At 59.4% G+C, this 22,942-nt stretch carries 19 protein-coding genes; 16 read left to right on the top strand and 3 right to left on the bottom strand.

Annotated features, from left to right (window positions below; all coding sequences use genetic code 11):
- Positions 1-34: 34 nt before the first annotated feature.
- From UCMB321_RS16640 to UCMB321_RS16630, 3 genes are read right to left on the bottom strand one after another with little or no spacing between them, the layout of a single operon-like run.
- On the bottom strand, positions 35-1,066 hold the full coding sequence (locus tag UCMB321_RS16640) for a hypothetical protein (RefSeq protein WP_040068791.1): 1,032 nt from the start codon (positions 1,064-1,066) through the stop codon (positions 35-37).
- A 37-nt stretch (positions 1,067-1,103) separates the two neighbouring features.
- The gene (locus UCMB321_RS16635; protein ID WP_040068789.1) at positions 1,104-1,589 is read right to left on the bottom strand and encodes an adenosine-specific kinase; all 486 of its coding nucleotides are present in this window, start codon (positions 1,587-1,589) and stop codon (positions 1,104-1,106) included.
- Between the two features lie 29 nt (positions 1,590-1,618).
- Positions 1,619-2,650, bottom strand: coding sequence for a hypothetical protein (locus tag UCMB321_RS16630; protein WP_040068783.1), 1,032 nt, complete (start codon positions 2,648-2,650; stop codon positions 1,619-1,621).
- A gap of 407 nt (positions 2,651-3,057) precedes the next feature.
- Between UCMB321_RS16630 and tssA the strand changes: the two genes are divergently transcribed.
- The 16 genes from tssA (at position 3,058) to UCMB321_RS16550 (ending at position 22,931) form a co-directional block, all read left to right on the top strand.
- Entirely contained in the window at positions 3,058-4,614 is a 1,557-nt protein-coding gene (gene tssA, locus UCMB321_RS16625) for a type VI secretion system protein TssA (protein ID WP_040068781.1), read from the top strand.
- 20 nt (positions 4,615-4,634) lie between these two features.
- The gene (tssB, locus tag UCMB321_RS16620; RefSeq protein ID WP_040068776.1) at positions 4,635-5,141 is read left to right on the top strand and encodes a type VI secretion system contractile sheath small subunit; all 507 of its coding nucleotides are present in this window, start codon (positions 4,635-4,637) and stop codon (positions 5,139-5,141) included.
- Positions 5,142-5,160: 19 nt separating this feature from the next.
- Positions 5,161-6,645 (top strand): type VI secretion system contractile sheath large subunit, encoded by a 1,485-nt coding sequence (gene tssC / locus UCMB321_RS16615; RefSeq protein WP_052451283.1) that lies wholly within the window; start codon positions 5,161-5,163, stop codon positions 6,643-6,645.
- A gap of 4 nt (positions 6,646-6,649) precedes the next feature.
- Complete coding sequence (gene tssE / locus UCMB321_RS16610) at positions 6,650-7,066, top strand: type VI secretion system baseplate subunit TssE (protein WP_040068775.1); 417 nt, start codon at positions 6,650-6,652, stop codon at positions 7,064-7,066.
- 3 nt (positions 7,067-7,069) lie between these two features.
- Positions 7,070-8,863 carry a type VI secretion system baseplate subunit TssF gene (gene tssF / locus UCMB321_RS16605; protein WP_040068773.1) on the top strand — a complete coding sequence of 598 codons (1,794 nt, stop codon included), beginning with the start codon at positions 7,070-7,072 and terminating at the stop codon, positions 8,861-8,863.
- A complete protein-coding gene (gene tssG, locus UCMB321_RS16600; RefSeq protein WP_040068770.1) occupies positions 8,827-9,834 on the top strand; it encodes a type VI secretion system baseplate subunit TssG in 1,008 nt (335 codons plus the stop codon). The genes tssF and tssG overlap by 37 nt, the downstream gene beginning before the upstream one ends.
- An 11-nt stretch (positions 9,835-9,845) precedes the next feature.
- Positions 9,846-11,324: a sigma-54 interaction domain-containing protein gene (locus UCMB321_RS16595; RefSeq protein WP_040068768.1), complete on the top strand. Its 1,479-nt coding sequence runs from the start codon at positions 9,846-9,848 to the stop codon at positions 11,322-11,324.
- A 201-nt stretch (positions 11,325-11,525) separates the two neighbouring features.
- The gene (locus UCMB321_RS16590) at positions 11,526-12,305 is read left to right on the top strand and encodes an FHA domain-containing protein (protein WP_084615077.1); all 780 of its coding nucleotides are present in this window, start codon (positions 11,526-11,528) and stop codon (positions 12,303-12,305) included.
- Positions 12,298-12,789: a type VI secretion system lipoprotein TssJ gene (gene tssJ / locus UCMB321_RS30175; RefSeq protein ID WP_084615076.1), complete on the top strand. Its 492-nt coding sequence runs from the start codon at positions 12,298-12,300 to the stop codon at positions 12,787-12,789. Before UCMB321_RS16590 ends, tssJ begins: the two co-directional genes overlap by 8 nt.
- Positions 12,786-14,117: a type VI secretion system baseplate subunit TssK gene (tssK, locus tag UCMB321_RS16580; protein ID WP_040068763.1), complete on the top strand. Its 1,332-nt coding sequence runs from the start codon at positions 12,786-12,788 to the stop codon at positions 14,115-14,117. The genes tssJ and tssK overlap by 4 nt, the downstream gene beginning before the upstream one ends.
- A 2-nt stretch (positions 14,118-14,119) precedes the next feature.
- Positions 14,120-14,998 (top strand): type IVB secretion system protein IcmH/DotU, encoded by an 879-nt coding sequence (gene icmH / locus UCMB321_RS16575; protein WP_040068758.1) that lies wholly within the window; start codon positions 14,120-14,122, stop codon positions 14,996-14,998.
- On the top strand, positions 14,995-18,417 hold the full coding sequence (tssM, locus tag UCMB321_RS16570; protein WP_040068757.1) for a type VI secretion system membrane subunit TssM: 3,423 nt from the start codon (positions 14,995-14,997) through the stop codon (positions 18,415-18,417). Before icmH ends, tssM begins: the two co-directional genes overlap by 4 nt.
- Complete coding sequence (locus UCMB321_RS16565) at positions 18,417-19,145, top strand: PP2C family protein-serine/threonine phosphatase (protein WP_040068755.1); 729 nt, start codon at positions 18,417-18,419, stop codon at positions 19,143-19,145. Before tssM ends, UCMB321_RS16565 begins: the two co-directional genes overlap by 1 nt.
- Complete coding sequence (locus UCMB321_RS16560) at positions 19,142-20,086, top strand: serine/threonine-protein kinase (protein ID WP_052451274.1); 945 nt, start codon at positions 19,142-19,144, stop codon at positions 20,084-20,086. Before UCMB321_RS16565 ends, UCMB321_RS16560 begins: the two co-directional genes overlap by 4 nt.
- 102 nt (positions 20,087-20,188) lie before the next feature.
- Positions 20,189-21,121 (top strand): hypothetical protein, encoded by a 933-nt coding sequence (locus tag UCMB321_RS16555; protein ID WP_040068754.1) that lies wholly within the window; start codon positions 20,189-20,191, stop codon positions 21,119-21,121.
- A gap of 244 nt (positions 21,122-21,365) precedes the next feature.
- Positions 21,366-22,931: a sensor domain-containing diguanylate cyclase gene (locus tag UCMB321_RS16550; protein WP_040068753.1), complete on the top strand. Its 1,566-nt coding sequence runs from the start codon at positions 21,366-21,368 to the stop codon at positions 22,929-22,931.
- Positions 22,932-22,942 lie beyond the last annotated feature (11 nt).

Below are 22,942 nucleotides of genomic sequence, written 5' to 3'. Positions count from 1 at the left end.
TGTACTGGGTGACGCCTCCCGGGTGGGGGGACATTCAGGGCATTTTCAAACCGGGCAGTGCTGCCTCGCCTTTGGCGGTCAGAACCGGCTGTAACTGGTCCCAGGTAAAGCTCAGTTCATTGTCGCAACCGTCACCCGTGGCGGGTGTGGAGAATTTCATGCCTTGGGTATCGAAGGTCAGGTCGAAGTCCGAGTAGCTGGTCACGGCCGGGCAGCCCTCGTCCACGGTAGCTTGCTTGGTCAGCCAGGCGCTGAACTTGGCGGGCAATTGGATAGAGCCGGAGTAGGGACTGTCCCACTCGTAGCGTCCGCCCAGCCAGGACCACGGATCAACGCTTTCACCGGTTTGCAGGTTCCAGGTGTGCAGGCCCCAGCTGATACCGTTACGGCCGGAACCGGCGGCCCAGCGGTAGAACCTGACGGTGATCCATTGCGACGACCAGTACATGGGCTCGACAAGGATTTCACTGGTGGAGGTACCGCCGTTGTTACCCAGGGCGTTGCGCCGCTCCTGGTAAAAATCCTTTTGGCCTTCAGGGCTGATCGCCAGGCGTGCCAAGTCTTTATTGACCTTGGCCATTGCCGGTCCATCCCCTTCGAGCTTCAAGGTGACTTGCGCACCTTGGGTCTTCACCTGATAGGGGTGGTCCTGGAAGATTTTTTTCTCGACCTTGGCTGTCGGCGGTACGGCTTCGATGGGGGCGTTGTAGGTCTCGCTGGCACAGCCGTCGGTGTTCGATGGGGTGCCGATGCGCTCAAGGTGCAGGGGGACTGGTTGGCTGTCCTGGTTCTTGCTCCACGCCCCGGTCAACGCATCACCCTGTGGCGCTTCCAGCCGCCAGATACCGGTTTTGCCTTCTTCGACCCATGGCTCATCAGCCTTGTCCCGGGTCAGTTGAATGGGCGTCAGGAAACGCTGGTAGTAGTAACTGGCGCCCTGGTTAGGCGCTGCGTTGAAACAGACAGTGACGGGGCTTTTGCCCAGCGTGCCTTTCCAGACGCCGGCCAGGTCGGCGTGGGCCAGGGGGGAGAGGGCTACTAGGCAGAACAGTAAGGTTTTTTGCATAAGTATCAGACGTCCGGTTGTCCGATGAATGGGCTTATCACAGTTTATAGCCGATCTGCCGCAACAGGCTCTTGCGCCACAGGATGTCTGCGTCGTCTTCAAGGTCATGGGCACAGAAACCATCCACTACGCCCAGGATCGCTCGCCCTTGTTCCGTCTCGGCGAGAATCACTTCAGTTGGATTGGCTGTTGCACAAAAAATACGGCACACCTCTGGAACCATTTTGAGGGTGTTCAACACGTTCAGTGGATAGAAACCCTCGCCCAGGAAAATGATGAAGCTATGGCCTGCGCCGATGGCTTTCGCATTCTTCTGTGCAAGTTCGATCATTGAGGTATCGGTGCCAGACCATCGCACCAGGCATTTGCCGGAGGCTTCACAAAAGGCCACGCCAAACGGGATGCCCGGCACGGCATTGACCAGCGCTTCATGGATATCCTCGACGGACTTGATGAAGTGCGTCTGACCCAAGATGAAGTTCGTCACATCCGGCTTATCGATTTTCAACGTGATGAGTTGCATCTCAAACGCCTCCTTTCACGGTGTTTCCACTATTGCTTGAAGATCGGTCGCGAGCGTGGTTTGCGCCGGCCCGATGGACTCGGGCGGCTCAGCAGGATCCGGGTGTAGCGCAGTGTGTTCAGTCTCTGCCAGGCGCCCTCATAGTTGGCGCTGTCGTATTTCCAGGCTCCTACCCAACTCTGTTTCTGCACGCAGGCCCTGCAGATCTCGAACTGTTCCTGGGGTTCGAGTGCCAAGGCTCCTTTCAGTATATCCAGCACTTGCCCCATGGCGACGGCGAGCAGATCCACCTCCTTGGGTCTGATGTCTTCGTAACTACTGCTCAGGAAGTCGTGCTCGTCATCGTAGTCGGAGAAGAATGCCGCGGCAGACATTTGCAGGTCGTTCACGAGTAGTTGCTTCAGCACCAAGCCGCTGCAGTCCAACTCCTGAACCTTGTGCGCCACGATCATCTCGCCAAAGCCCACTACGGCTGAAGTCAGCCGGTGCCTGAGGCCGAACAGTGGGAGAAACGGCACATCGTAGTCGTTGAGCGCATTGGAAATCAGCAATCCTTGTGGGAAAACGTGCGGTAAAGCGCTCTGGTAACTCACGCTCGAGTCGGTACCCGCCAGGTCCTTCACGAAAAATACGTGGCATTTGAAATCGTCATTACCAGCGAGGAATACCTCCAGTGACGTTCGCAGGAACAGAAGGCGCTTGGTCGATCCGTCGAACGTGAATCGGTAGGCCAGCATCGGGCACTGCATGGTGATGCCGAGATCCCTGGCAAGCTCGGCCGGTGCTATCTCTTCGGGGGTGGCGCTGTCGGGAAACTTGCCGCGCAGGCTGTTGGCGATCTCGTATGTCGGCGCCTGTGCACCAGGCCCCTGCCAGTTGTCCACGAACACGAAGGTTTCGATCCGGCTGGCCGCTGCGAACAAGGGGTTGGCGATATCGTCACCGGAGCCGGGATAGAGCAACGTGCCTGTCCTTCCGGCGCTCGTACAATAGCCATCGACCTGTACGTCGATGGCCTTGAGAATGTCCTTGCGGCCGAATGGCAGCCCCCAGTCGCACATAGTCTGTTCCTTGAGTGAGGTCCCTGAGCGGTGAGTGGCACCGTTTCGGGCATCAGCGTAGTCCAATTGTGGCGACGCGTGTGGTCATTCCCCCCGTTTTCTGCGCCTCCGATTTTTAAACTGTCGCTCTGGACGCCTGGTTGCTCTATGTGCGTTTGATTTTATTTTTTTGTATTACAGGACCTTGATGTTTGAAGTGGATGGTTTAGGGGGTTGAGCGTTACACGAGATCTTATTTGTCATGTAGATATTTCCTACACTCCGCTGTGGTTTTTTCCATTGTGAACATAACGATCAACTTCTAAGCTTATTTGGCGGTTAGGAAAAATCGCGTTTTATTGTGGGCTTGTAATATTTGGTTGTTGAGTATTCGGCTTTTTTAATTGTTGATTTAATGTGGGCCAAGGATGACCTGTTCGAACGTATTGCAATCTTATTGTCTCGAGTTGGCGAGTGTTCCGGTCTTTGCCGATAACTTTGCCGGCGACGATGTGCGCTTTTCCGACGAGTACGAAAGTCTGGAGCGAGAACTGGGCAAGGCGCTTTCCCCTTATGCCTCGACCGGAGTGGATTGGGGCAAGGTCAAGGTCGAAAGCGAGGTGATCCTGCGTCGCCACTCCAAGGACCTGAGAGTCGCCTGCTGGATGGCCTGGGCGCTCTACAAGCAGGCATCGTTCCCAGGCTTGCTGGCCGGGCTGGGGTTGATCGGCCACCTGTGTGAACACCACTGGCACGTGCTGCATCCGCTCAAGTCGCGTACTCGTTCGGCGGCGATCAACTGGTTGATCGCTCAAGTTGAAAAGGCGCTGGAAGGTGAGTGCGGGGAGGTCGAGCAATCGTCCGTTTTTATTGCGCTGGCGGCACGTCTCGCCGAGCTGGACAAGCTGCTTGATGAGCGGCTGGCTGGCGAAGCGCCGGCGATCAGCCCGATTGCACGGCGTCTGTCGACCTGGGCCAATCGTCCCGCTTCCCGTCGGCTTGAGTCGGGGCAGGCACCGAATATCAGCCCCCAGGCGCCCTTGGCACCTTCCGGCTCATCCACTCACGCAACTCGCATTGATAGCGAGAAGGATGCGCAGAAAAGCCTGCGCCAGCTACAGGAACTGGCCCGTCCATTGTGTGCCTGGTGGTTGCGCCAGAAGGTAGCGACGGCCAAGGCCCTGGGCTTGAGCCGCACGCTGCTCTGGTTGCCCATAGAGCGGCTGCCGGAACATGACGGCGAGCGCGTGACGGCCTTGCGAGCGCCACCCGCGGACACGCTCAGGGTCTATGCCGAGGCGTCGACGCGGGGCGACCATGAGGCGCTGTTGCCCAAGTTGGAAGCCACGCTGGCGAGCGCGCCATTCTGGTTCGATGGCCTGCGCATGTTGTGGGAATGCCTTCAGGCACTGGGCCTTGCACGGGCGATGCGGGAGCTGGAGTTGCACTTTGCGCTGTTTCTCGAGCGACTTCCCGGTATTGCCGAACTGCGCTTCCACGATGGTGCGCCCTTTGCGGATAGCGTGACCCGAAGCTGGATCAGTAGCCAGATCTCATTGCATTTACGGCCGGCTGTAGCGCCGAGTACCAGTGATGGAACATCTGCCGACGCTGCCTGGGAACAGGCGCTGCGGGATGTTCAGCCGGTATTGCTCAAGGACGGTTTCAAGTCCGCGGTCCAGCTGCTGATCCAGGGTATGCAGGTGGCCCGGGGGGAGCGTGCGGCGTTTTTCTGGCAACTGGCGCTGGTCAAGTTGTGCTTTCAAGCCAGGCAGTACGAGTTGGCCAGGCTGAAACTCGATGCCCTGGATCAACAACTACAGGCTGGCGGACTGTTGGCTTGGGAGCCGGATCTGGCCACGGAAGTTTTGACTTTGTTGTATCGGTGTTTTGAAACACTGCCTGAAACCACCGCCACGCTAGAGGACAAGGCACGGGTGTATCGCCGCCTTTGTCATCTGAATCTTGATGCGGTCATTATTTAAAATGGAAAAGAGAGTAGCCCATGGCTCGAGAATCATCTCAACCCTTGAAGGAACGCATCAACATTACATTCAAGCCTGCCCAGGGCGGGGCCGTGGAGGACGTGGAACTTCCCTTGAAACTTCTGGTGGTCGGCGATTTTGTCCAACGCCCGGATGAGCGGAAAGTTGAGGATCGAAAGCCAATCAGCATCGACAAGAACAGCTTTGACGATGTCATGGAAAAGCAACAACTACGTCTTCAGTTTAATGTTCGCAATGTACTCAAGGACAACCACGGTAGTTCAGAGCTGGCGGTCGATCTGAGTGTGCGCGGTATGAAGGATTTCGGCCCGGCCCATCTCGTCGAACAGATCCCCGAGCTCAAGGAACTGATGGCCTTGCGCGAGGCACTGGTTGCCCTCAAGGGACCACTGGGGAATGCGCCGGCGTTCAGGCGCGCCATAGAGGGTGTGCTTGCCGATGGGCAACTGCGTGACCGAGCACTGATTGAACTCGGCCTGGATCATTCGCCCGCCGAACCTGCCTGATAACAAGGAAGCCATTGTGATCATTAACGATACCGTACAGCAGCACAGTGAGTTGACCTCGGACTATGGCGTGCTCGATTGCATCATCGCCGAGACGAAACTGACACCCGAGGACGACGCCTATGAGGTGGCCAAGCGCGGCATCTGCGCGTTTGTGGAGGAGTTGCTCAAGCCACAGAACAGTGGCGAGCCGGTAAAAAAGGCCCTGGTCGATCGCATGATCGCGCAAATCGACATGAAGCTCAGCCGGCAGATGGATGAGATCCTGCACCATGCACAGTTCCAGTCGTTGGAGTCGTCCTGGCGAGGCCTGCACCTGTTGGTGGACCGGACGAACTTCCGCGAAAATATCAAGATCGAACTGATGAATGTCTCCAAGCAGGATCTGCTGGAGGACTTCGAAGACTCCCCGGAAGTGACCCAGTCGGGTCTTTACAAGCATGTGTACACAGCGGAGTACGGCCAGTTCGGTGGCGAGCCGGTCGGGGCGATCATCGGTAACTATGCGTTCTCGCCCAGCGCACCCGATGTGCGCACGATGCAGTATGTCGCCAGCGTCGCATCCATGGCCCACGCACCGTTCATTGCCGCCGCCGGCCCGCGTTTCTTCGGGCTGGAAAGCTTTACCGGGCTACCCGACATAAAAGATCTGCGCGACCACTTCGAAGGGCCGCAATTCGCCAAATGGCAGAGCTTCCGGCAAGAGGAAAATGCTCGCCACCTGGCCCTGACGCTGCCGCGATTCCTGCTGCGCAGTCCCTACGATCCGGAAAACAACCCGGTGAAGACCTTCGTCTACAAGGAGAACGTGAGCGGCGACCACGAGCATTATCTGTGGGGCAATACCGCCTATACCTTTGCCACCCGACTGACCGACAGTTTTGCCCGCTACCGCTGGTGCCCGAACATCATCGGGCCGCAAAGCGGCGGGGCGGTGGAAGACCTGCCTCTGCACCATTTTGAAAGCATGGGCGAAATCGAGACCAAGATCCCTACCGAGATCCTGGTGTCGGACCGGCGTGAGTATGAATTGGCCGAGCAAGGGTTCATTTCATTGGCGATGCGCAAGGGCAGTGACAATGCCGCGTTCTTTTCGGCCAACTCCGTCCAGCAGCCAAAGTTCTTCGGCAATAGCGAAGAAGGCAAGGATGCCGAGCTGAACTACAAGCTGGGTGCGCAGCTGCCTTATCTGTTTATCGTCAACCGCCTGGCGCATTACCTGAAGGTCCTGCAGCGTGAGCAACTCGGCTCCTGGAAGGAACGCACGGACCTGGAATCGGAACTGAACAAGTGGATACGCCAGTATGTGGCCGATCAGGACAACCCCAGTGCGGAAGTGCGTGGGCGGCGACCCTTGCGGGCGGTCAACATCACGGTCAGCGATGTCGAGGGGGAACCTGGTTGGTACCGGATCGGCTTGAGCGTTCGACCGCACTTCAAATACATGGGGGCCGACTTCACGCTGTCCCTGGTCGGCAAGCTCGATATAGACAAGCCGGTCTGAGGCCATGGGCTATGGCAGTCTGTTCGAGCGGTTGAGTGGTCAGACCCGGTATCGCCAAGGCTCGAGCCTGGAAAGCGCCGCCAACGCGTCGGTGGCCAACCACTTGACGCGGATGCTGGGCAGCCGAAGGGGCAGCGTCCAGGCGCTGCCTGATTATGGCCTGCCGGATATCAACGATATGCGCTTGAGCCAATACGACGCGTTGGTCGAAACCGCCCGGGCCATAGGGCAATTCATCGAAACCTATGAGCCGCGGCTGTCTGCCGTTTCCGTGGTGCCCAGGCCGTGCGCGCCGGGCTCACTCAGGCTGTCTTTCAGCATCGAGGGGATGCTGGGGGTGGGCAATCTAAAACACAGAGTCCGTTTTCTGGCGGCGCTGGATGAGCGCTGCGAAGTGACCGTCAGAACGGACGAGGGATGAGGCGTGTCGTCGTTCAATCGATATTACCAGAGTGAGTTGAGTGCCTTGCGCACCCTCGGCCGACGTTTTGCCGAGCGCAATCCGGCCCTCGCACCTTTCCTCGGGGAAAGTGGCAGTGATCCGGATGTCGAGCGTTTGTTCGAAGGGTTCGCGTTTTTGACCGGACGCTTGCGAGAGCGCTTGGATGACGACCTGCCGGAGCTGACGCATTCACTCATGCACCTGTTATGGCCCAACTACATGCGGCCGTTGCCGGCTTTCAGCGTGCTTGAATTCGAACCGTTGTCGTTGGCCGCGCCGGCACTGGCGGTGCCCCGCCATTCGCCGGTCGAGAGCTGCAATGTCGAAGGGGTGCGCTGTCGTTTTCGCACTTGCTATCCCACCGAGGTGTTGCCGCTTGCACTGAGTGCCTTGAGCTATTCGACAAAGGGTGATCGGAGCCTGTTGAGCGTGCAGTTGAACATGACGGGCGAGGGGCATCTGGGGCAACTGGACCTCAAGCGTTTACGTCTGCACCTGGCGGGCGAGCGTTATATCAGCCAGATGCTGTACCTCAACTTCTCACGTCATCTGGAAGGCATCAGCCTCGTGTTGCTGGGGCGCGACCGGCAGGCACTGCTGGATGACGGCGGGTTGCCCCAATCGTTTCCCCTGCCGGTTCAATCGATGGTGCCCGTGGGCTTCGCTGAAGACGAGGCATTGATCCCGTATCCGCTCAACACCTTCCGCGGTTATCGCCTGTTGCAGGAGTATTTCTCCTTCAAGGATAAATTCCTCTTTGTCGATCTGCTCGGCCTCGAAGCGTTGAGGCAGTTTCCTCAGGATATCCTGGCCAACGTGCGGGGGCTGGAGATCCGCTTCACGATCAAGGCGGCGGATGAGACGCGGGAGCTACGGCCCACGCTTGAGAACATCAGGCTGTACTGCACACCCATCGTCAATTTGTTCCCGCACGATGGGCTGCCCCTGCAACTGGACGGCAAGCAGGACGAATACCTGTTGTTGCCGGCCGAGTATGAGTCCGGTCAGTGCGGCGTCTATTCGGTGGAGCGCATGACAGGCTGGCGCGCCGGTGGGTTGGGTTATCGTGATTTCGTGCCTTTCGAATCCTTTGAGCACGATAGCCATGGCGGCCAGGGGCAGTCGGTTGCGCACTACACGATGCGTCAGCGCCCTTCGTTGGCGCACGACGGCCTGGACACCTATGTCCGCTTTACCACCGAGGGGGCGTTGCTGGCTGAAACGCTTTCCACCGAGCTCATCTGCACCAATCAGAACCTGCCCCAACGTCTTTCGGTGGGCGATATCTGCCGGGCCGGCAGCGGTCTTGCGGAGTCGTTGAGCTTTCGCAATATCATCCCGGCCAGCCGCTTTTATCCGCCGCCCCTGGGGCAGGGAATGCTCTGGAAACTCATCAGCAACATGTCACTGAATTACCTGTCGCTTGCCAATATCGTGGCATTGCGCAAGGTGCTCGAGACCTATGACTTTGCCAGTCACCACGACCCGCGAGCGCAGGAGGTCAGTCAACAGCGACTCGCCGGTCTCAAATCCATCCGCCATCAAGCGGCCGATCGACTCTATGGCGGTCTTCCCCTCCGAGGCCTGAGCACCGAGTTGACGATGGACCCGCAACACTTTGGGGGAGAAGGGGACCTGTTCCTGTTTGCCACGGTACTCAATGAGTTTTTTGCACTGTATGTCGGTCTCAATTCATTTCACGAATTGAACGTTCTCAGTGTCAAGGGAGAGGTTTATAAATGGACACCGCGCCTGGGACAACAACCGCTGTTTTGAATCCACTGACGTGCACGATTCGTGAATACACGCTGTTCCAAGCTGTTTTGACGGTCATTGCCAGGCTACGGGAAGCCTACCCCGATCTGGATGAAGACAGCCTGTACGAGAAACTTGAGTTTCAGGCCAACCCGAGTTTTGCTTTTCCCGGCAGTGATGTTGATACGGTGATGTTTTTTGAAGAGGCCGGCTCGTTACGTGCCTGTTTACGCTTCAACCTGATTGCTTTGTTCGGCGCCAGTTCTCCATTGCCCGTGTTTTATGCCGAGCAGGTACTTCAGGAAACAGAAAGCGGACAGGCAACCCGTGCTTTTCTGGATGTGTTTCATCATCGCCTGCAACGGCTGATATTGCCCGTATGGCAGAAGTACCGTTATTACACCCGTTTCCGCCGTGGCGCCACGGATCCGGTTTCCGAGCAACTCTATGCCCTGGCCGGCCTGGGGGGAGAGGATATCCGCCAGGCCGAAGAACTGGACTGGAAGCGCCTGCTGCCTTATCTGGGGCTATTGAGTCAGCGGGCCCATTGCGCGGCGCTGATCGAGGCGGTGCTGCGTTATTACTTCAAGCGGGTTGAAATAACCATAGAGCAATGTGTCAAACGAACACTGATTATTGTGGAGGGCCAACAGAATAGCTTGAGCCTTGCCAACAGTTCATTGGGACATGACCTGGTGCTGGGAACCTGTGTGTCCGATTGCAGTGGAAAGTTTCGTATTCATATCGGAAACCTGGATTGGCTGGGTTTTCATGACTTTCTTCCCGGTGGTCCCAATCACCCGATATTGAATGCATTGGTGCGTTTTACCTTGCGCGATCCCTTGAACTTCGATGTTCGTTTGGTCTTGTGCGAGACGCAGCGGCGAGACTTGCATCTGGGCGACAAAAACAGTTGTCGTCTGGGCTGGTCAAGTTGGCTGGCGCCGGAAAAATCCGACGGTGCTGTCACTGTTGATCACACCTTTTATTGAGCGTGGCAACTATGTTGATTAACGAGGCTAGGGCGCTGGTGGCCAAACTGGCTTACCTGGCACGTGCAGAAGATAGCGTCTTGCTATTGCAAGAGTTCGTTTGCATGGCGGGTCAACTGAGTCTCTGCGAGTTATGCCAACTGTACCTGCTGGATGAACAGGACTCGACATTGCACCTGAGTCATGAATACACCCCGCAGACCAATAGCGGTGCGCTTGCCATAGCGTTGCAGCCGCAGGCAGTGCCGCCGTTGCTGCGTTATGTCCTTGAGCAGGGTCGATCGCTCTACCTGGCCGAACTCGATGACAGGCTCCACGACACCGGTTTTCTACCGGGGAATGAACAGCCCTGGCACTCATTGCTTTGCATTGCGCTGCCTGGGCACCTGCACAAGGTGCAGGGAGTGTTGGTCTGTGCGAGCGCCCGGAGCATCGACCCGGCAGGACTTGAGGAGGCGCTGGGCGCACTGGGGACGCTGGTATTGGCCCAACTGCCACTGTTGAAGCATGCGCCGCGCACATCGACGCGCTTTGCCGTGCCGGGCGCCGGCTACTTCGGGATGATCGGCAGCAGCGCGGCCATGCAGCGGACCTGGCGGCTGATCGGGAAGGTGCTGGACAACAATTTCACCGTCCTGCTGGGCGGTGAGACGGGTACCGGCAAGGAACTGGTGGCACGGGCGATCCACGAACATGGCGCTCGGCGTAACCGTGCCTTCGTCGTTCAGAACTGCGCCGCTGTTCCTGACAACCTGCTGGAAAGCGAGCTGTTCGGTTTTCGCAAGGGCGCCTTTACGGGTGCCGATCGGGATCGGCGCGGCCTGTTCGACCTGGCGGATGGCGGGACCTTGCTGCTCGATGAGGTCGGCGACTTGGCGTTGCCGTTGCAGGCCAAGCTTCTACGGGTGTTGCAGGACGGCGAGATCCGTCCCTTGGGCTGCAACGACAGCCATCGTGTTGATGTGCGGATCCTCGCGGCGACTCACCACGACCTGGCGGCTCTGGTGGCTGCCGGGCGCTTTCGCGAGGATCTCTACTACCGCCTGGCACAGTTCCCCATCGAGCTGCCGCCCTTGCGCGAACGGGACGGCGACATCGTGCAACTGGCCCGGCACTTTGCGCAAAGCACCTGCCAGCGGCTGGGCCGAGCGCCGTTGCAATGGTCGCCCGCCGCTATCGAACAACTCTGCACCTATGCCTTTCCCGGCAATGTCCGCGAACTCAAGGCGCTGGTGGAGCGCGCCGTCCTGCTCTGCGAGGGCGATGTCCTGCTGGCCGGGCATTTTGCCTTGCACCCCGGGCGTCACACCCCTGGCCGCAAAAGCCTGCGCGAACGGATGGACCAGATAGAGCGCAATCTCCTGCTGACGGCCCTTCGCGAGAATGACGGCAACAAATCCCGGGTGGCCCGTGAGTTGGAACTGCCTCGTCGCACCCTGTTGTATCGCATGGCGCGTTTGAACATCGACCTTGCCCAGCGTGCGAGCTGAGCGGTTTTGCCTGCGTATTCGTTTTTGTTCATGGAGAAAACAATGTCTGTTCGTCATTGGTTATCGAGTGTTTGTCTGTTGATGACTATCGCTGCGCTTTACGGTTGTAACGGCAACTACAGGTTTGACGATGAGGCCTACCACTCGTTGGGTGAGGCCACGGCTGTCAAGCGCCGCTCATAGTTCAAGGAGTGCTGTTTCATGGAACTGATTTTTTATGTGTCCGGTGGACCAGGGGACGCAGGCAGCCCCTTGCAAAGCCGGCCTTTCACGCGTGCTGGCGGCACCATAGGGCGTGCCCCCGAATGCCATTTGAGCCTCGTCGATCCCGCGCGACATCTCTCTGGTTTTCACGGGTTGGTCAGCTATCACGATGCGGCCTTCTACCTGACCGATACCAGCCGTAATGGCATCCAGCTCAAACACAGCGGCGCCTACCTCGCCAGAGGGCGGGAGCAACGTATCGAGGACGGCGATGTATATGTGCTGGCGGGCATCGAGCTACGTGCCAGTCTGCGTCAACCTTCTGCGGCGGCTGGACGACTGCCCCAACCCGGCCAGGAGTTGGGGGAGGCGGTCCTGCTCGATCTCGACCCCTTGCGTGCGCTGGATCAGCAGGAGCGCATCTACAGTGAACTGGACCAATTGAGCGCTGTTGCCAACGGCCGGGCCGCCATGTATTCGGATCATGCTCCAGGCATCAGGGAGCGTGTGCCGCTGCCCGAGTGGAACACGTCGACCGTCATCGCCGGCGGACACCGGCCAGGGCAGCCACTGGCCGATTTCTGGCCGCGTTTCGGCTGTGCACTGGGTGTCGACCTCACCGATTTCAATGAACAGGATCGCGAGGACCTGGCACTGCAGACTGCCCGACTGGCCCGGCACCTGAGGGCTACGGAGTTCCTGGCGGCCAGTTCGCAAATCGCTCGCCTGACCGACAGCTTCTCCCACTCCGCGCGCCGGAGGGACGAGCATGTTTGAGGCTCGCTCATTGCTACTTTGCACGAGTATCTGGCTGCTGTCGGGCTGTTCGGCATTATCGCCTTTCTCGTCAGTGACCAAGCTGGACCTGCAACTGACGGCCAGTGAGCAGTTGAACCACGACCTCAATGGACGGCCATCTCCCATCGTGCTGCGCTTGTTCGAGCTCAGGCACCCGGTTGCCTTCGAGAACGCCGACTTCTTCAGTCTCTACGACCGCGCCAGGGAGTCGCTTCCCCAGGACCTGATCGCCACCCAGGAGCTGGAGTTGCGCCCCGGGGAAGACTTGGCACTGAAACTGCGCGTCGCCCCCGGCAGTCGCTACGTGGGGCTGTTGGCGGCCTACCGCGATCTGCCTCACACGCGCTGGCGTCATGTCCTGACCTTGCTCGCCGCCCAGCGCAGCGAGGGCCGACTGGTACTTGATCACACCGGCATTCATCAGGCTTCCGGATTACCCGAGGGAACGGAGCAGCGCCCATGAACAGACACAAGGTCATCTGGCAGGAAGGGATGCTGTTGCGTCCTCAGCACCTGCAGCACAACGATCGCTACTACGACCACCAGCTCAAGACCCGGACCCGTTTGCTGGGCCCGCATTTCTGGGGGTTCACCCAGGTGGAGATCGACCCGCAGTTTCTGCGCATCGGCCAGATCGTGGTCAACCGGGCCGCCGGCGTACTGCCCGACGGCAGCTTGTTCGACAGCGAGGGCAGTCACCAGCCACTGATGCTGGAGGTCCCCGCCAACAGTGGGCCGATGCCGGTCTACCTGGCATTGCCACTGGTCACGGGCAATCACATCGAGGCCAGGGCAGCGAGCCAGGAGGAGGTACTGGCGCGCTACTGCAGCTATGAAGCCCAGGTCATGGACTCCAATGCCGGGGCACAGACCCGCAGTTCGATCCTCTGTGCTCAACCCGATCTGCACCTGCTGCCGGGCGAGGCGGGCAACGACCAGGCCTGGGTAAAGCTGCCGTTATGCCAGGTACAGGGCAGCAATGCCGAGCGGGCCATCAGCCTCGACCCCGAGTTCATGCCGACGGTGATCGAAGTGCAGTCTTGCGAGTTTCTGAGCGCCTGCCTGAGAGAAGTGATCGCCTTGCTGGGCAACCGAGGTCACTGCCTTGCCGAGCGGATGTGTTCCAACGGCAAGGTGGGCGGGGCAGAGGTGGGAGAGTTCATCATGCTGCAGATGATCAACCGCACCGAGCTGCTGCTGCGGCACTATCAGGAGCAGGCCGGCCTGCACCCTGAGCGACTGTATCGCTTGCTGCTCGAAGTGCTCGGTGAATTGACCACGTTCTCCGCCGGTTTCCGACGCCCCGAGTTCGTCCCCGCTTATCGGCACGGCGACCAGGGCGGCAGTTTTCGCATCTTGATGGTCGAGGTGCGTCAGTTGCTGTCCATGGTCCTCGAGCAGCACGCCATCGAACTGATCCTGGAGCCCCGTCATTACGGCATCCTGGTCTCTCCCCTGGTGGACTCGGAGCTCATCGGTTCGGCCACCTTCGTTATCGCCGCCAGCGCCGGTTGTGGCCGCGAGCAATTGCGCCAGCGTCTGCCCGCCCACCTGAAGGTCGGCACCGTCGAGGGGATTCGCGATCTGGTCAACCTGCATTTGCCCGGTATACGCGTGACGCCGCTGCCCGTCGCGCCGCGACAGATTCCCTTCGATTCAAGCCAGACCTATTTCAGCCTGGAACCCAATGCCCAGGAACTGGCGCAGTTGGCCCGTTCAGGCGGGTTCGCCTTTCACCCGTCGGGCGAGCTCGGTGAGCTCGAACTGCATTTCTGGGCTATCAGGAGTTGAGCATGCACAAGGGCGAAACCCATGCTCCTCGGGACGACTTGACGGTACTGGTCGGGATTGACGAGGGCAACGTGTTCCAGGGGCCGTTGACGGACGCCGGCCCCATGCCGAAGGTCGAACAGTTGCAGGCGCGGATGATTCATGCCTCGCGTGCCCGGCCGCAAGAGACCGTCACTCAGGGCATCAACTGCCTGGTCATCGCAGCGTCGGACCTGCTGGGCGAACTGGCGGCCATCAGCCGTAACGAAAGCGACCGCGGCTTGGGCGCCCTGCATGAGCGCCTGGTGTTGAAGCTCGAGGCCTTCGAGGCGCAGGCCCTGCGGCTGGAACTGGAGGCCAGCCAGGTGATGAGCGCCCGTTACGTGCTTTGTACCGCGTTGGATGAGGCGGTCATGAGCGCCGCCGCCGGCCAGGAGAGTCATTGGTCGAAGATGAGCCTGCTCAGCCGCTTTCACAACGAGACCTTCGGTGGCGAGAAGTTCTTCCAGTTGCTGGAGCGCTTGCTGCAGGACCCGGTCAAGCACCTTTCCCTGCTGGAACTCATGTACCTCTGTCTGGCACTGGGCTTCGAGGGCAAATACCGCATCGCCAACCGGGGCTCCCAGGCGCTGGACGCTACCCGGGATAGCCTGTATCGACAGATCCGCCAGGTCCGCGGCGAGCCAGCCCGAGAGCTGTCGCCTTGCTGGCAGGGATTGGGGCGGCAACCGGCCAGACGGGTTCGCTCGGTTCCCGGATGGCTGGTGCCGCTCTTTACCCTGACCTGCCTGGGCGTCATGTATTCCGGGTTTGCCTGGGTACTGGGGGAACAGAGAACGCTGGTTCTGCAACATTACCCACCCCAGAACCCGCCGATCGATCTGCGCAAGGACGTGAAATGAAGAAGTTGTTGATGAGCCTGATCGCCGGGCTATGCCAGACCTGGTGCTGGAGCCTCTTGTTGGTGCTGGGCATGGCCCTGTTCATCTGGTTCGCCGGACCTTGGCTGGCCGTGGCCGACTACCGGTTCTGGGCCGGTGCCACCGCCCGTTTGCTGAGTATCTGCGTGCTGCTCCTGGGGTGGGGCCTGTCCATGGTCCTGGTCAGTTGGCGTCGCAATCTTCGCCAGCACGCCGAGGAGGAGAAGGACTCGACGCAAGCACGCCTGGTGACGCAACGCCGGCTCAATGCGCGCATGGGCATTCAGCAGCAGCGTCTACAGGCGCTGGGGCGGTGCTTGAACAGCGCGGATCTCTATCGGCGTCATGGCAAGCAGGGACGCAAGGTGTTGCCCTGGTACCTGGTGATGGGGCCCCGGGGGGCTGGGAAAAGTACACTGCTGGAAAGCCTTGGACTTGAACCGGTCTTGAAATCACAGGACGAGCAGCCCCTGAATGCCGCTGGCGAGGGGGAGGATCTCGAAGGTTATTTCGCGCCGTCAGCGGTGCTGCTTGAGGCGCCGGGCGGGTATCTGGAGCAACCCGACGCGGCTGCCGACGGGCGAGTCTGGTCGGCTTTGCTGACGCTGTTGCGCCGCCGTCGTCGCCATCAACCGCTCAATGGCGTCTTGCTGGTGGTGTCGCTGAAAAACCTGGGGGAACTGGATGATCAAGCCGTCGACAAGCTGGCATTGCAGGCACGGTCTCGGCTGTTGGATATTCGCCGCAAGCTCCATGCAGAGGTACCGGTTTACCTGGTGTTGAGCCATGCCGACAGCCTGCCCGGCTTTGCCGAGTTCTTTGACGCCTTGTCCCGCGAGGAGTGGGATCAGGTCCTGGGCTTCAGTTTTCCCAAGACGTTGTCCAGCCCTGGGAAAGCCGCATTCCGGGAGATGTTCGACGCGCTGTTGCAACGCCTCAACAGCCAGTTGATTCAACGTTTGCATCAGGAGCGGATGCTCCAGCGCCGAGCACGGATTCTCGAGTTTCCCCGTCGGTTGGAACGTATCGCCATGCCTCTGGGGACCCTCATCGAGGGGGTGTTTTCACGTAAAAGCCATTCACGCGACCTGCGTTTGCGCGGCGTCTACCTGACTTGTGTACGCGACCAGCGCCCAGGCTTCAGCGCCGACCTGCTCGAGCAGGTGGTGTTTCCCGAAGCGCATGTCGCCGGGCTCGATGGGCGGGAGCGACGCCGCATCGAATGGGGGCAAAAGGCGGTATATGGTGCCGCGCTGGGTGTACTGGCGGTATTCGGTCTGATCTGGAGCGTCGGCTTTTCCTCCAACCATGAGCGTCTTGAGCGCATTCGCGAGTTGGCTCGGGAACTGACGCGACACCCGCTGCTACCGGCCACCCAGGACGATGGGCAAGCCTTGCTGGCGGCGCTGGACATCAGCCACGCCGCGACCCAGGTCTTCCCCGCGGCCGGCGAGGTACCACTGTCCGAGCACAACGGCCTGTATCAGGGTGAAAAAAGCCGGCCGCGGGTCGAGCGGGCCTACGAGCAGGTGCTGGGTGAACGCTTGCTGCCTTACATCGCCCGCGGCCTGGAGACTCAGGTGCGCGGTCAGCACCATGATCGCGAAGCCCTGCTGGACAGTCTGCGGGCCTACCTGATGCTGGGTTTGGCCGAGCATCGCGAGCCGTCCTGGCTCAAGGAAAGGATCCGGGTTCAATGGGCCGCCCAGCATCAGGCTCTACCGGGTTTGCCGAGCGATCTGGAACCCCATCTGGATCGTCTGCTGGCACAGCCTTTCAGCTACACACTCGACGACAACCTGGTTACGCAAACTCGCCAGTTGCTGCGCAAGGAGTCGTTGGCCAGCGTGGTCTACCGCAACCTGCGCCAACAGGGCGAGCGCTTGCCCGACTATCGCCTCAGCCAGCATCTCGGCAGCCAGGGCGCCGCATTGGCCGGCGTTGACCATGCCATTGCGGGGTTGTACACCCAGCGTGGCCATCGGCAGTTCTCCCTGAGCCTGGGGGCATCGCTGGCCGGACAGATCCAGCGTGAGCACTGGGTGCTCGGTGAACGGACGCTGAACGCCACCGAGTTGCATCAACTGACTGTCGAGCTGGAGCAACTCTACTTCGCCGACTATGCGCGCCATTGGGGCGAGGCGGTGGCGGCGCTGTCCTTGCAACCGCTGCTGGAGGCGAGCCTGGGCAGCGGTTACCTGTCGACCCTGTCTGCCGTCGATTCGCCGTTGATCAAGGCGCTGGCATTGGTGCGAGAACATACCCGGTTTTCGGCGGGCAGCGATGGCGAGAAGGGCGCGTCGGAGATTATGCCGGTCAATCCGGGCAAAGCGCTGGCGGCAGTCGCCGACCAGGCCGCGGGCGCGTTGGCCAATAGTCTGCCGAGTGCCGGTCGCGAGGCCATGCAGCGCCGCTTCGAACCCTTGCATCACCTGCTGGACGATGAGGGCGCGCCAACCGCCGAGCTGCGCATGGCCTTGCAGGCGCTGAACGAATTACAGGCGCAACTGGCGACCCTGGTACGGGCCCATCAACCGGAACAGGCGGCCTTTGAACTGGCAAGGTCGCGAATGAGCGGCCAGCGTGATGCCATGACCCACCTGCGTACCGCCGCCGCCCGCTTGCCGGTACCGGTGAGCGAATGGTTCGCGGCGATCGCCGATCACAGTTGGGGGCAAGTCCTGACGCTGGCCCATCAGTACGTCGATCGTCGCTACCAGCATGAGGTGTATGCCTTCTACAAGGAGTCGATTCATCAGCGCTATCCGTTTCATGCCCATAGCAGCAGCGATGTCGCCCTCAATGATTTTCGTGAGTTCTTCAAGGCTCAAGGGGTCGTCGAGCGCTTCTTCAATGATTACCTCAGGCCTTTTGTCAGCAACGAGTCTGGGGCCTACCAGCTGCGTCGGGTTGACGGTCTCAGCCTGCCCATTTCATCGCCGGTGCTGCAGCAGATGGGGCGGGCACAACGTATTCGCCAGAGCTTCTTCGAGCCCGACTCGCCGGAACCGTCGGTTCGCTTCCGGCTCGAGCCCTATACGCTGGACCCGGTGGTCAGTCGTGCCGAGTTCCGTTTCGGTAAGCAGTCGATGGAGTACCGCCATGGTCCGGTGATACCGGTGCTGTTTCATTGGCCCAGCGAGACCGAGGACGGGCGCACCAGCCTGGTGTTGGAGCGAGTGGCCGAGCGTCCGGTCGGGATCGAGAAGAACACCGGGCCCTGGTCGTTGTTTCGCCTGCTGGACCTGATGCAGACCGAATACCTCAGTGGGCGCGACGTCATGGTGATGAAGGCGGACCTGGCGGGTGCGCGTTTCAATTATCTGTTGGCCAGCCAGCGCTCACCGAATCCTTTCGAGCTGGAAGCGGTGCGCCGCTTCCAGTTGCCGGCGCAACTCTGATGGCACCGTCGAGAGCCTCTGGCAGTGCCGGGCGGACCGACCCCGGCAAGGTCAGGCCGCGCAACGAAGATGCATTTCTCGACGGCGCGGCCCAGGGGCTGTGGGTCGTTGCCGACGGCCTGGGCGGTCATCAGTCGGGGGACATCGCCAGCCGGTTGATCGTCAATCAACTGGCCGCCCTGAAACCCGAGCCGGATGTTGAGCTGCGCAGCGAAGCGGTCAGGCGCTGCCTGCACTGGCTGAATCGCCGCTTGACCGAGGAGTTGACCCTGGCGTGCGATCGGCGGGGCGGCGTTATCGGTAGCACCGTGGTCGCGTTGCTGGTCGAGGAGGGGAAGGGCATCTGCATCTGGGCGGGGGATAGCCGCTGTTACCTGTGGCGCGATCACGCCTTGTACCAGTTGTCGAAGGACCACTCGCTCCGGCAGCAAAGACTCTCTACGCAAGCGCAAGCTCCTGGCAGCGGCGATCGACAGTCGGGTGATCACGCACTGACGCGGGCGGTTGGTGCACAGTCGCGCCTGACTCTGGAGGTGTTGACGTTCGAGGTCCGCCCGGGCGACGTGTTTCTGCTGTGCAGTGACGGTCTTTACCAGTCAGTGGACAACAGGCAGCTGAGCGCTGCGTTGGCCCTTGGCTCAGCTCGCCGGGCGGTGGACTGGTTGTTCGATTGTGCCTTGGCGGGTACGGCAATGGATAACCTGACGGCCGTGGTCGTCCGGCGATGACGGTGTCCCAGCCATGGCTACAAGGTTGCCTGCCGGGTATTGAGCCGGTATCGACAGCGCGTCTCAGCGAACTGCCGCTGCTTCTGGCGCAGCGCTACCGTGTCGAACGCCTGTTGGGGGCGGGTGCCATGGGGGTGGTGTATCGGGCCCGGGATCTGTTGCACGAGCAGTTCGGTGACCCGGCGCCCTGGGTGGCGCTGAAACTGCTCAATCCCGACTTTGTCGACATCACGGATGCCAGCGCGTTGCTCTACAACGAGTTCGTCCTGATGCGGCGCCTGTGCCATCCCTGTGTGGTGCGTACCTACAGCTTTGAAGTCGACAGTGCCTGTGCGCGTACTTTCATGACCCAGGAGCTGATTGAGGGCACGAGCCTGGACTGGTTGCTCTGCGAGCGTCCCGAGGGGGTGTCCTGGTCGGTATTGCAGCCCATGGCCATAGGTCTTCTGGAGGCATTGGCCCATGCGCATCGGCGTGGGGTGTTGCATGGCGATGTGAAGCCAGGCAACGTCCTGTTGGCGGAGGATGGCCCGCGGCTGTTCGATTTCGGCCTCGGTCGGCCGATGGCAGGGGTGTTGCCCGGGCTGGCGCAGTTGGACAGGTCGCGCGTCAAGGCCTGGACGCCGGCCTATGCGGCAGCCGAGTTGCTGGAGGGGGCACCCTTGTCGGTCGCGACGGACATCTATGCGCTGGGATGTGTGCTGTATGAGCTGGCAAGCGGTAGACACCCGTTTCATCGGCTGGATGCGCTCAAGGCCAGGGCTCAGGGCCTGGGCCGCACCCTGGGACGCCCGGCACAACTGCCGAACCGCCTCTGGCCGGTCTTGCGTCAGGCGCTGAGCCTCGACCCCGGGCAACGGAACATCGACGCGGATCAGTTGCTGGAGGCTTTTCGCAAGGTTCCGTTCCGGTGCCGTTGGTCGCGCTTCTGGCAACGCTGATTTTGCTTGACGCTTTATAGACTATCGAATGAGGTTGATGCGTGATTTAAAGGTGGTGGCTATTCTCATCAACTGGACTACGACTCTAAAGGGTGTCTGAAGATGGCGATTTACACTGAACAAGCATTCAAGACGGAAGCCAACGCCCAGTGGGGTCGTATCCAGAACGACTTGCCGACATGGCACAAGCTCCATACCGATAGAAGAAAACCCGGAAAGAACTATGTCCCTGTTATCGCAGACGCTATCGCCAACGGCTGGAGCGTCTATCACAACGCCTCTTCCAGCACGCTCAAGGAAATGCTGCTGGGCGATGTCAAACTCCGCTCCGAGCTTTCGATATTGAAAAACTTCGGCACTACGGCCGGAACTCAAACCATGATGGCTCTCAGACCATGGAAGGTGGGCGAAGTGAGCATTACCGAGGACGTAGTAACGGAGTCCTTGATCGAGCAGAAAAAGCAATACACCGCGGCTATTGCCGAGGGCGTCAGATTGGGCAAAAGCACCGACAGCCTGGTGAAGCCGAACGAGGGAAGCGAGTTACTCTACAAGGGCAGTATTCTGAATGACGGCTTTTGGTGGCCCTTCGTTAACGACGCCTGGGTTCTCGGCGCCGTTCACCAGCTGAAAATTTTTCACCTCACGCTGGCCAGTGTTGACGACGACCTGCTGTGGGACGGTGCCGCAGCGCGCTGCCGTGTACTCGGCAGAGAACTGATAGGGCTCAAGACCGCCGGCTATTCGTTGGTCGGCCTTCCTTCGTGGGTGACCACCAAGCCTGTGGTTCCCGCTGTGGCATCCGGCTTTTCGACCGCCAGTACCACAGGGGTCAAGGCGACTGACGCCGAAGTCAGAGCGGCTCTCGGATTCACGTTCGCACCCAACTCCAAAGCCAAGGCCCTCAATATATCCCTCACTTCATACCTTGCAGAGATCGACAAATACAAATCTGCAGCGGAGATCCGAACAGCCATCTTTGGAAGCGAAGTCAGCTACGCCGCCTATGACTACCGTGCCATCGTTGAAAGCTGATTCGTGGTGTTCTACCCCCTGAGTGTTCAGGCTCCGTGGCAAGAGCGGATCGCCGGCCAGGCGGCAGGCGTCCGTCAGCGTGAAATCAGGTAGCCGGTCGGCTGCCGCGGCGTACATTTCGGTCATCCGTCCGATCAAACCGGGTGACCAGTACCGTTGAGTGTCTATCATTGTCAGAAACGTGAGGCCTGCGTGAAAATCGCATAAGCTACATGCCATCATTTCGACCACAGGGAAGGGTTTCATGATCACTGCAGCGACCTCGTTTCTCAAGGCCGAGTGGGCGGATGCCAAGCTCAAGATTGGCCATGTGGTGCTCTTTGTGGCCGCGGTGTGTATCTCACTGATAGGCATCAGTATCTGGGGGGTGTTCAACTCCTTGCAGTATCACCTGCATGACAAAGAAATCGAGATGTCAAACCTTTCCAAGGCGTTGTCATCCAATATAGCGGCGACCTTCGCTCAAGCCGACACCGTGATACTGGGGATCCAGGGGCAGGTGGGAATCGAAGGCACGGGGCCGGAGACCCTGAAGCGATTGGGGGATGTACTGAAAAACCAACAAAAAAGCCTGCCGCAGGTACATGGTTTTTCTATTTATGATGAGCAGGGGCTCCGGTTATTCAACTCGAACGGTAAAGTTCCCCCCGGCGCCAATAACTCGGATCGCGACTATTTTACCTACCATCGCGACCATGCCAGTCTAGAGCCCTATATTGGCCCCTCCATACTCAGCCGTTCGACAAACGAATGGATCATCAGCATCTCGCGCCGACTCAATCATCCTGACGGCAGTTTTGCGGGCGTGACCATCGCCACGATCTATCTCAAGTATTTTCTCAGCCTCTACGACGGTATCGACATGGGGGAAAATGGCATTATCAACCTAACCTCTTCGACCGGGCATATCGTCGTGCGCAAACCCTTTCACGACGCTGATATCGGTACTGATATTTCAACGGGAGAGGTATTCGCCTTGTTGAAGCCCGGGGTCAGTTCGGGCACCGCCACTATTCGATCATTTATTGACCATGCCGAGCGGGTCATCAGCTTTCAACGTGTCAATGGCTACCCCCTGGTGATCATCGCGGCCTTTGATAGAAACGAGATCCTGGCGGACTGGCGCAGCGAATCCTTTGCGAGCTTTCTCATCTCATCGGTATTGCTGCTCACACTGAGTTTCCTGGGCTATCGACTGATCAAGCTGATGAGCCTGCAAATTCACGCACAAAAAGAATTGCAGCGTTCTGAAGAAATTTATATCGAGGCCAACAAGGAACTCGGGCAAATGGCGCTTGAAGATGGACTGACAGGACTGCCCAATCGCCGTAAATTCGACTTGTTTATCCATGCTGAAATAAACAAGGCCAGGCGAAGATCCGATGATGTTGCGCTGATCATGATCGATGTCGATCTTTTCAAGAAATACAACGATCATTACGGTCATGTACAGGGCGATGAATGCTTGAGGTCGGTAAGCACCATCATCAAGAGAAATATAACCCGGGAAGGCGACCTGGCTGCCCGGTACGGAGGGGAGGAGTTTGCCATCGTCCTCTCGAATACCGACTATGTGGGGGCATTTATTATCGCTGAGAAAATTCGAACTGAATTGGAGAAAAGTTCAATGGAACATAGCGAGTCGCCGGCCAACGTCGTCACCGTCAGCATTGGTATCAGTACTTTATCCGGCTCGAAATCCGACACGCCCGAGGACCTGATCGATATCGCTGACAAAGCACTGTACGTCGCAAAAACCAACGGCAGGAATCGGACCGTTATTTCCAATTATCTTGATGCCACGGCTTGAACGGATAAGTC

Source organism: Pseudomonas batumici (assembly GCF_000820515.1).
GTDB classification, from domain to species: domain Bacteria; phylum Pseudomonadota; class Gammaproteobacteria; order Pseudomonadales; family Pseudomonadaceae; genus Aquipseudomonas; species Aquipseudomonas batumici.
Note: the sequence above shows the minus strand (reverse complement) of the source record. Positions and strands in the feature narration are given on the sequence as shown.

What these genes read in the sequence shown, in the direction of transcription:
- UCMB321_RS16550 (WP_040068753.1), top strand. Translation starts at nt 21,366, where the DNA reads ATGATCACTGCAGCGACCTCGTTTCTCAAGGCCGAGTGGGCGGATGCC.
- UCMB321_RS16640 (WP_040068791.1), bottom strand. Translation starts at nt 1,066, where the DNA reads ATGCAAAAAACCTTACTGTTCTGCCTAGTAGCCCTCTCCCCCCTGGCC.
- UCMB321_RS16595 (WP_040068768.1), top strand. Translation starts at nt 9,846, where the DNA reads ATGTTGATTAACGAGGCTAGGGCGCTGGTGGCCAAACTGGCTTACCTG.
- tssK (WP_040068763.1), top strand. Translation starts at nt 12,786, where the DNA reads ATGAACAGACACAAGGTCATCTGGCAGGAAGGGATGCTGTTGCGTCCT.
- icmH (WP_040068758.1), top strand. Translation starts at nt 14,120, where the DNA reads ATGCACAAGGGCGAAACCCATGCTCCTCGGGACGACTTGACGGTACTG.
- UCMB321_RS16630 (WP_040068783.1), bottom strand. Translation starts at nt 2,650, where the DNA reads ATGTGCGACTGGGGGCTGCCATTCGGCCGCAAGGACATTCTCAAGGCC.
- UCMB321_RS16560 (WP_052451274.1), top strand. Translation starts at nt 19,142, where the DNA reads ATGACGGTGTCCCAGCCATGGCTACAAGGTTGCCTGCCGGGTATTGAG.
- UCMB321_RS16590 (WP_084615077.1), top strand. Translation starts at nt 11,526, where the DNA reads ATGGAACTGATTTTTTATGTGTCCGGTGGACCAGGGGACGCAGGCAGC.
- tssA (WP_040068781.1), top strand. Translation starts at nt 3,058, where the DNA reads ATGACCTGTTCGAACGTATTGCAATCTTATTGTCTCGAGTTGGCGAGT.
- UCMB321_RS16555 (WP_040068754.1), top strand. Translation starts at nt 20,189, where the DNA reads ATGGCGATTTACACTGAACAAGCATTCAAGACGGAAGCCAACGCCCAG.
- UCMB321_RS16565 (WP_040068755.1), top strand. Translation starts at nt 18,417, where the DNA reads ATGGCACCGTCGAGAGCCTCTGGCAGTGCCGGGCGGACCGACCCCGGC.
- tssM (WP_040068757.1), top strand. Translation starts at nt 14,995, where the DNA reads ATGAAGAAGTTGTTGATGAGCCTGATCGCCGGGCTATGCCAGACCTGG.
- tssJ (WP_084615076.1), top strand. Translation starts at nt 12,298, where the DNA reads ATGTTTGAGGCTCGCTCATTGCTACTTTGCACGAGTATCTGGCTGCTG.
- tssE (WP_040068775.1), top strand. Translation starts at nt 6,650, where the DNA reads ATGGGCTATGGCAGTCTGTTCGAGCGGTTGAGTGGTCAGACCCGGTAT.
- tssG (WP_040068770.1), top strand. Translation starts at nt 8,827, where the DNA reads ATGGACACCGCGCCTGGGACAACAACCGCTGTTTTGAATCCACTGACG.
- UCMB321_RS16635 (WP_040068789.1), bottom strand. Translation starts at nt 1,589, where the DNA reads ATGCAACTCATCACGTTGAAAATCGATAAGCCGGATGTGACGAACTTC.
- tssB (WP_040068776.1), top strand. Translation starts at nt 4,635, where the DNA reads ATGGCTCGAGAATCATCTCAACCCTTGAAGGAACGCATCAACATTACA.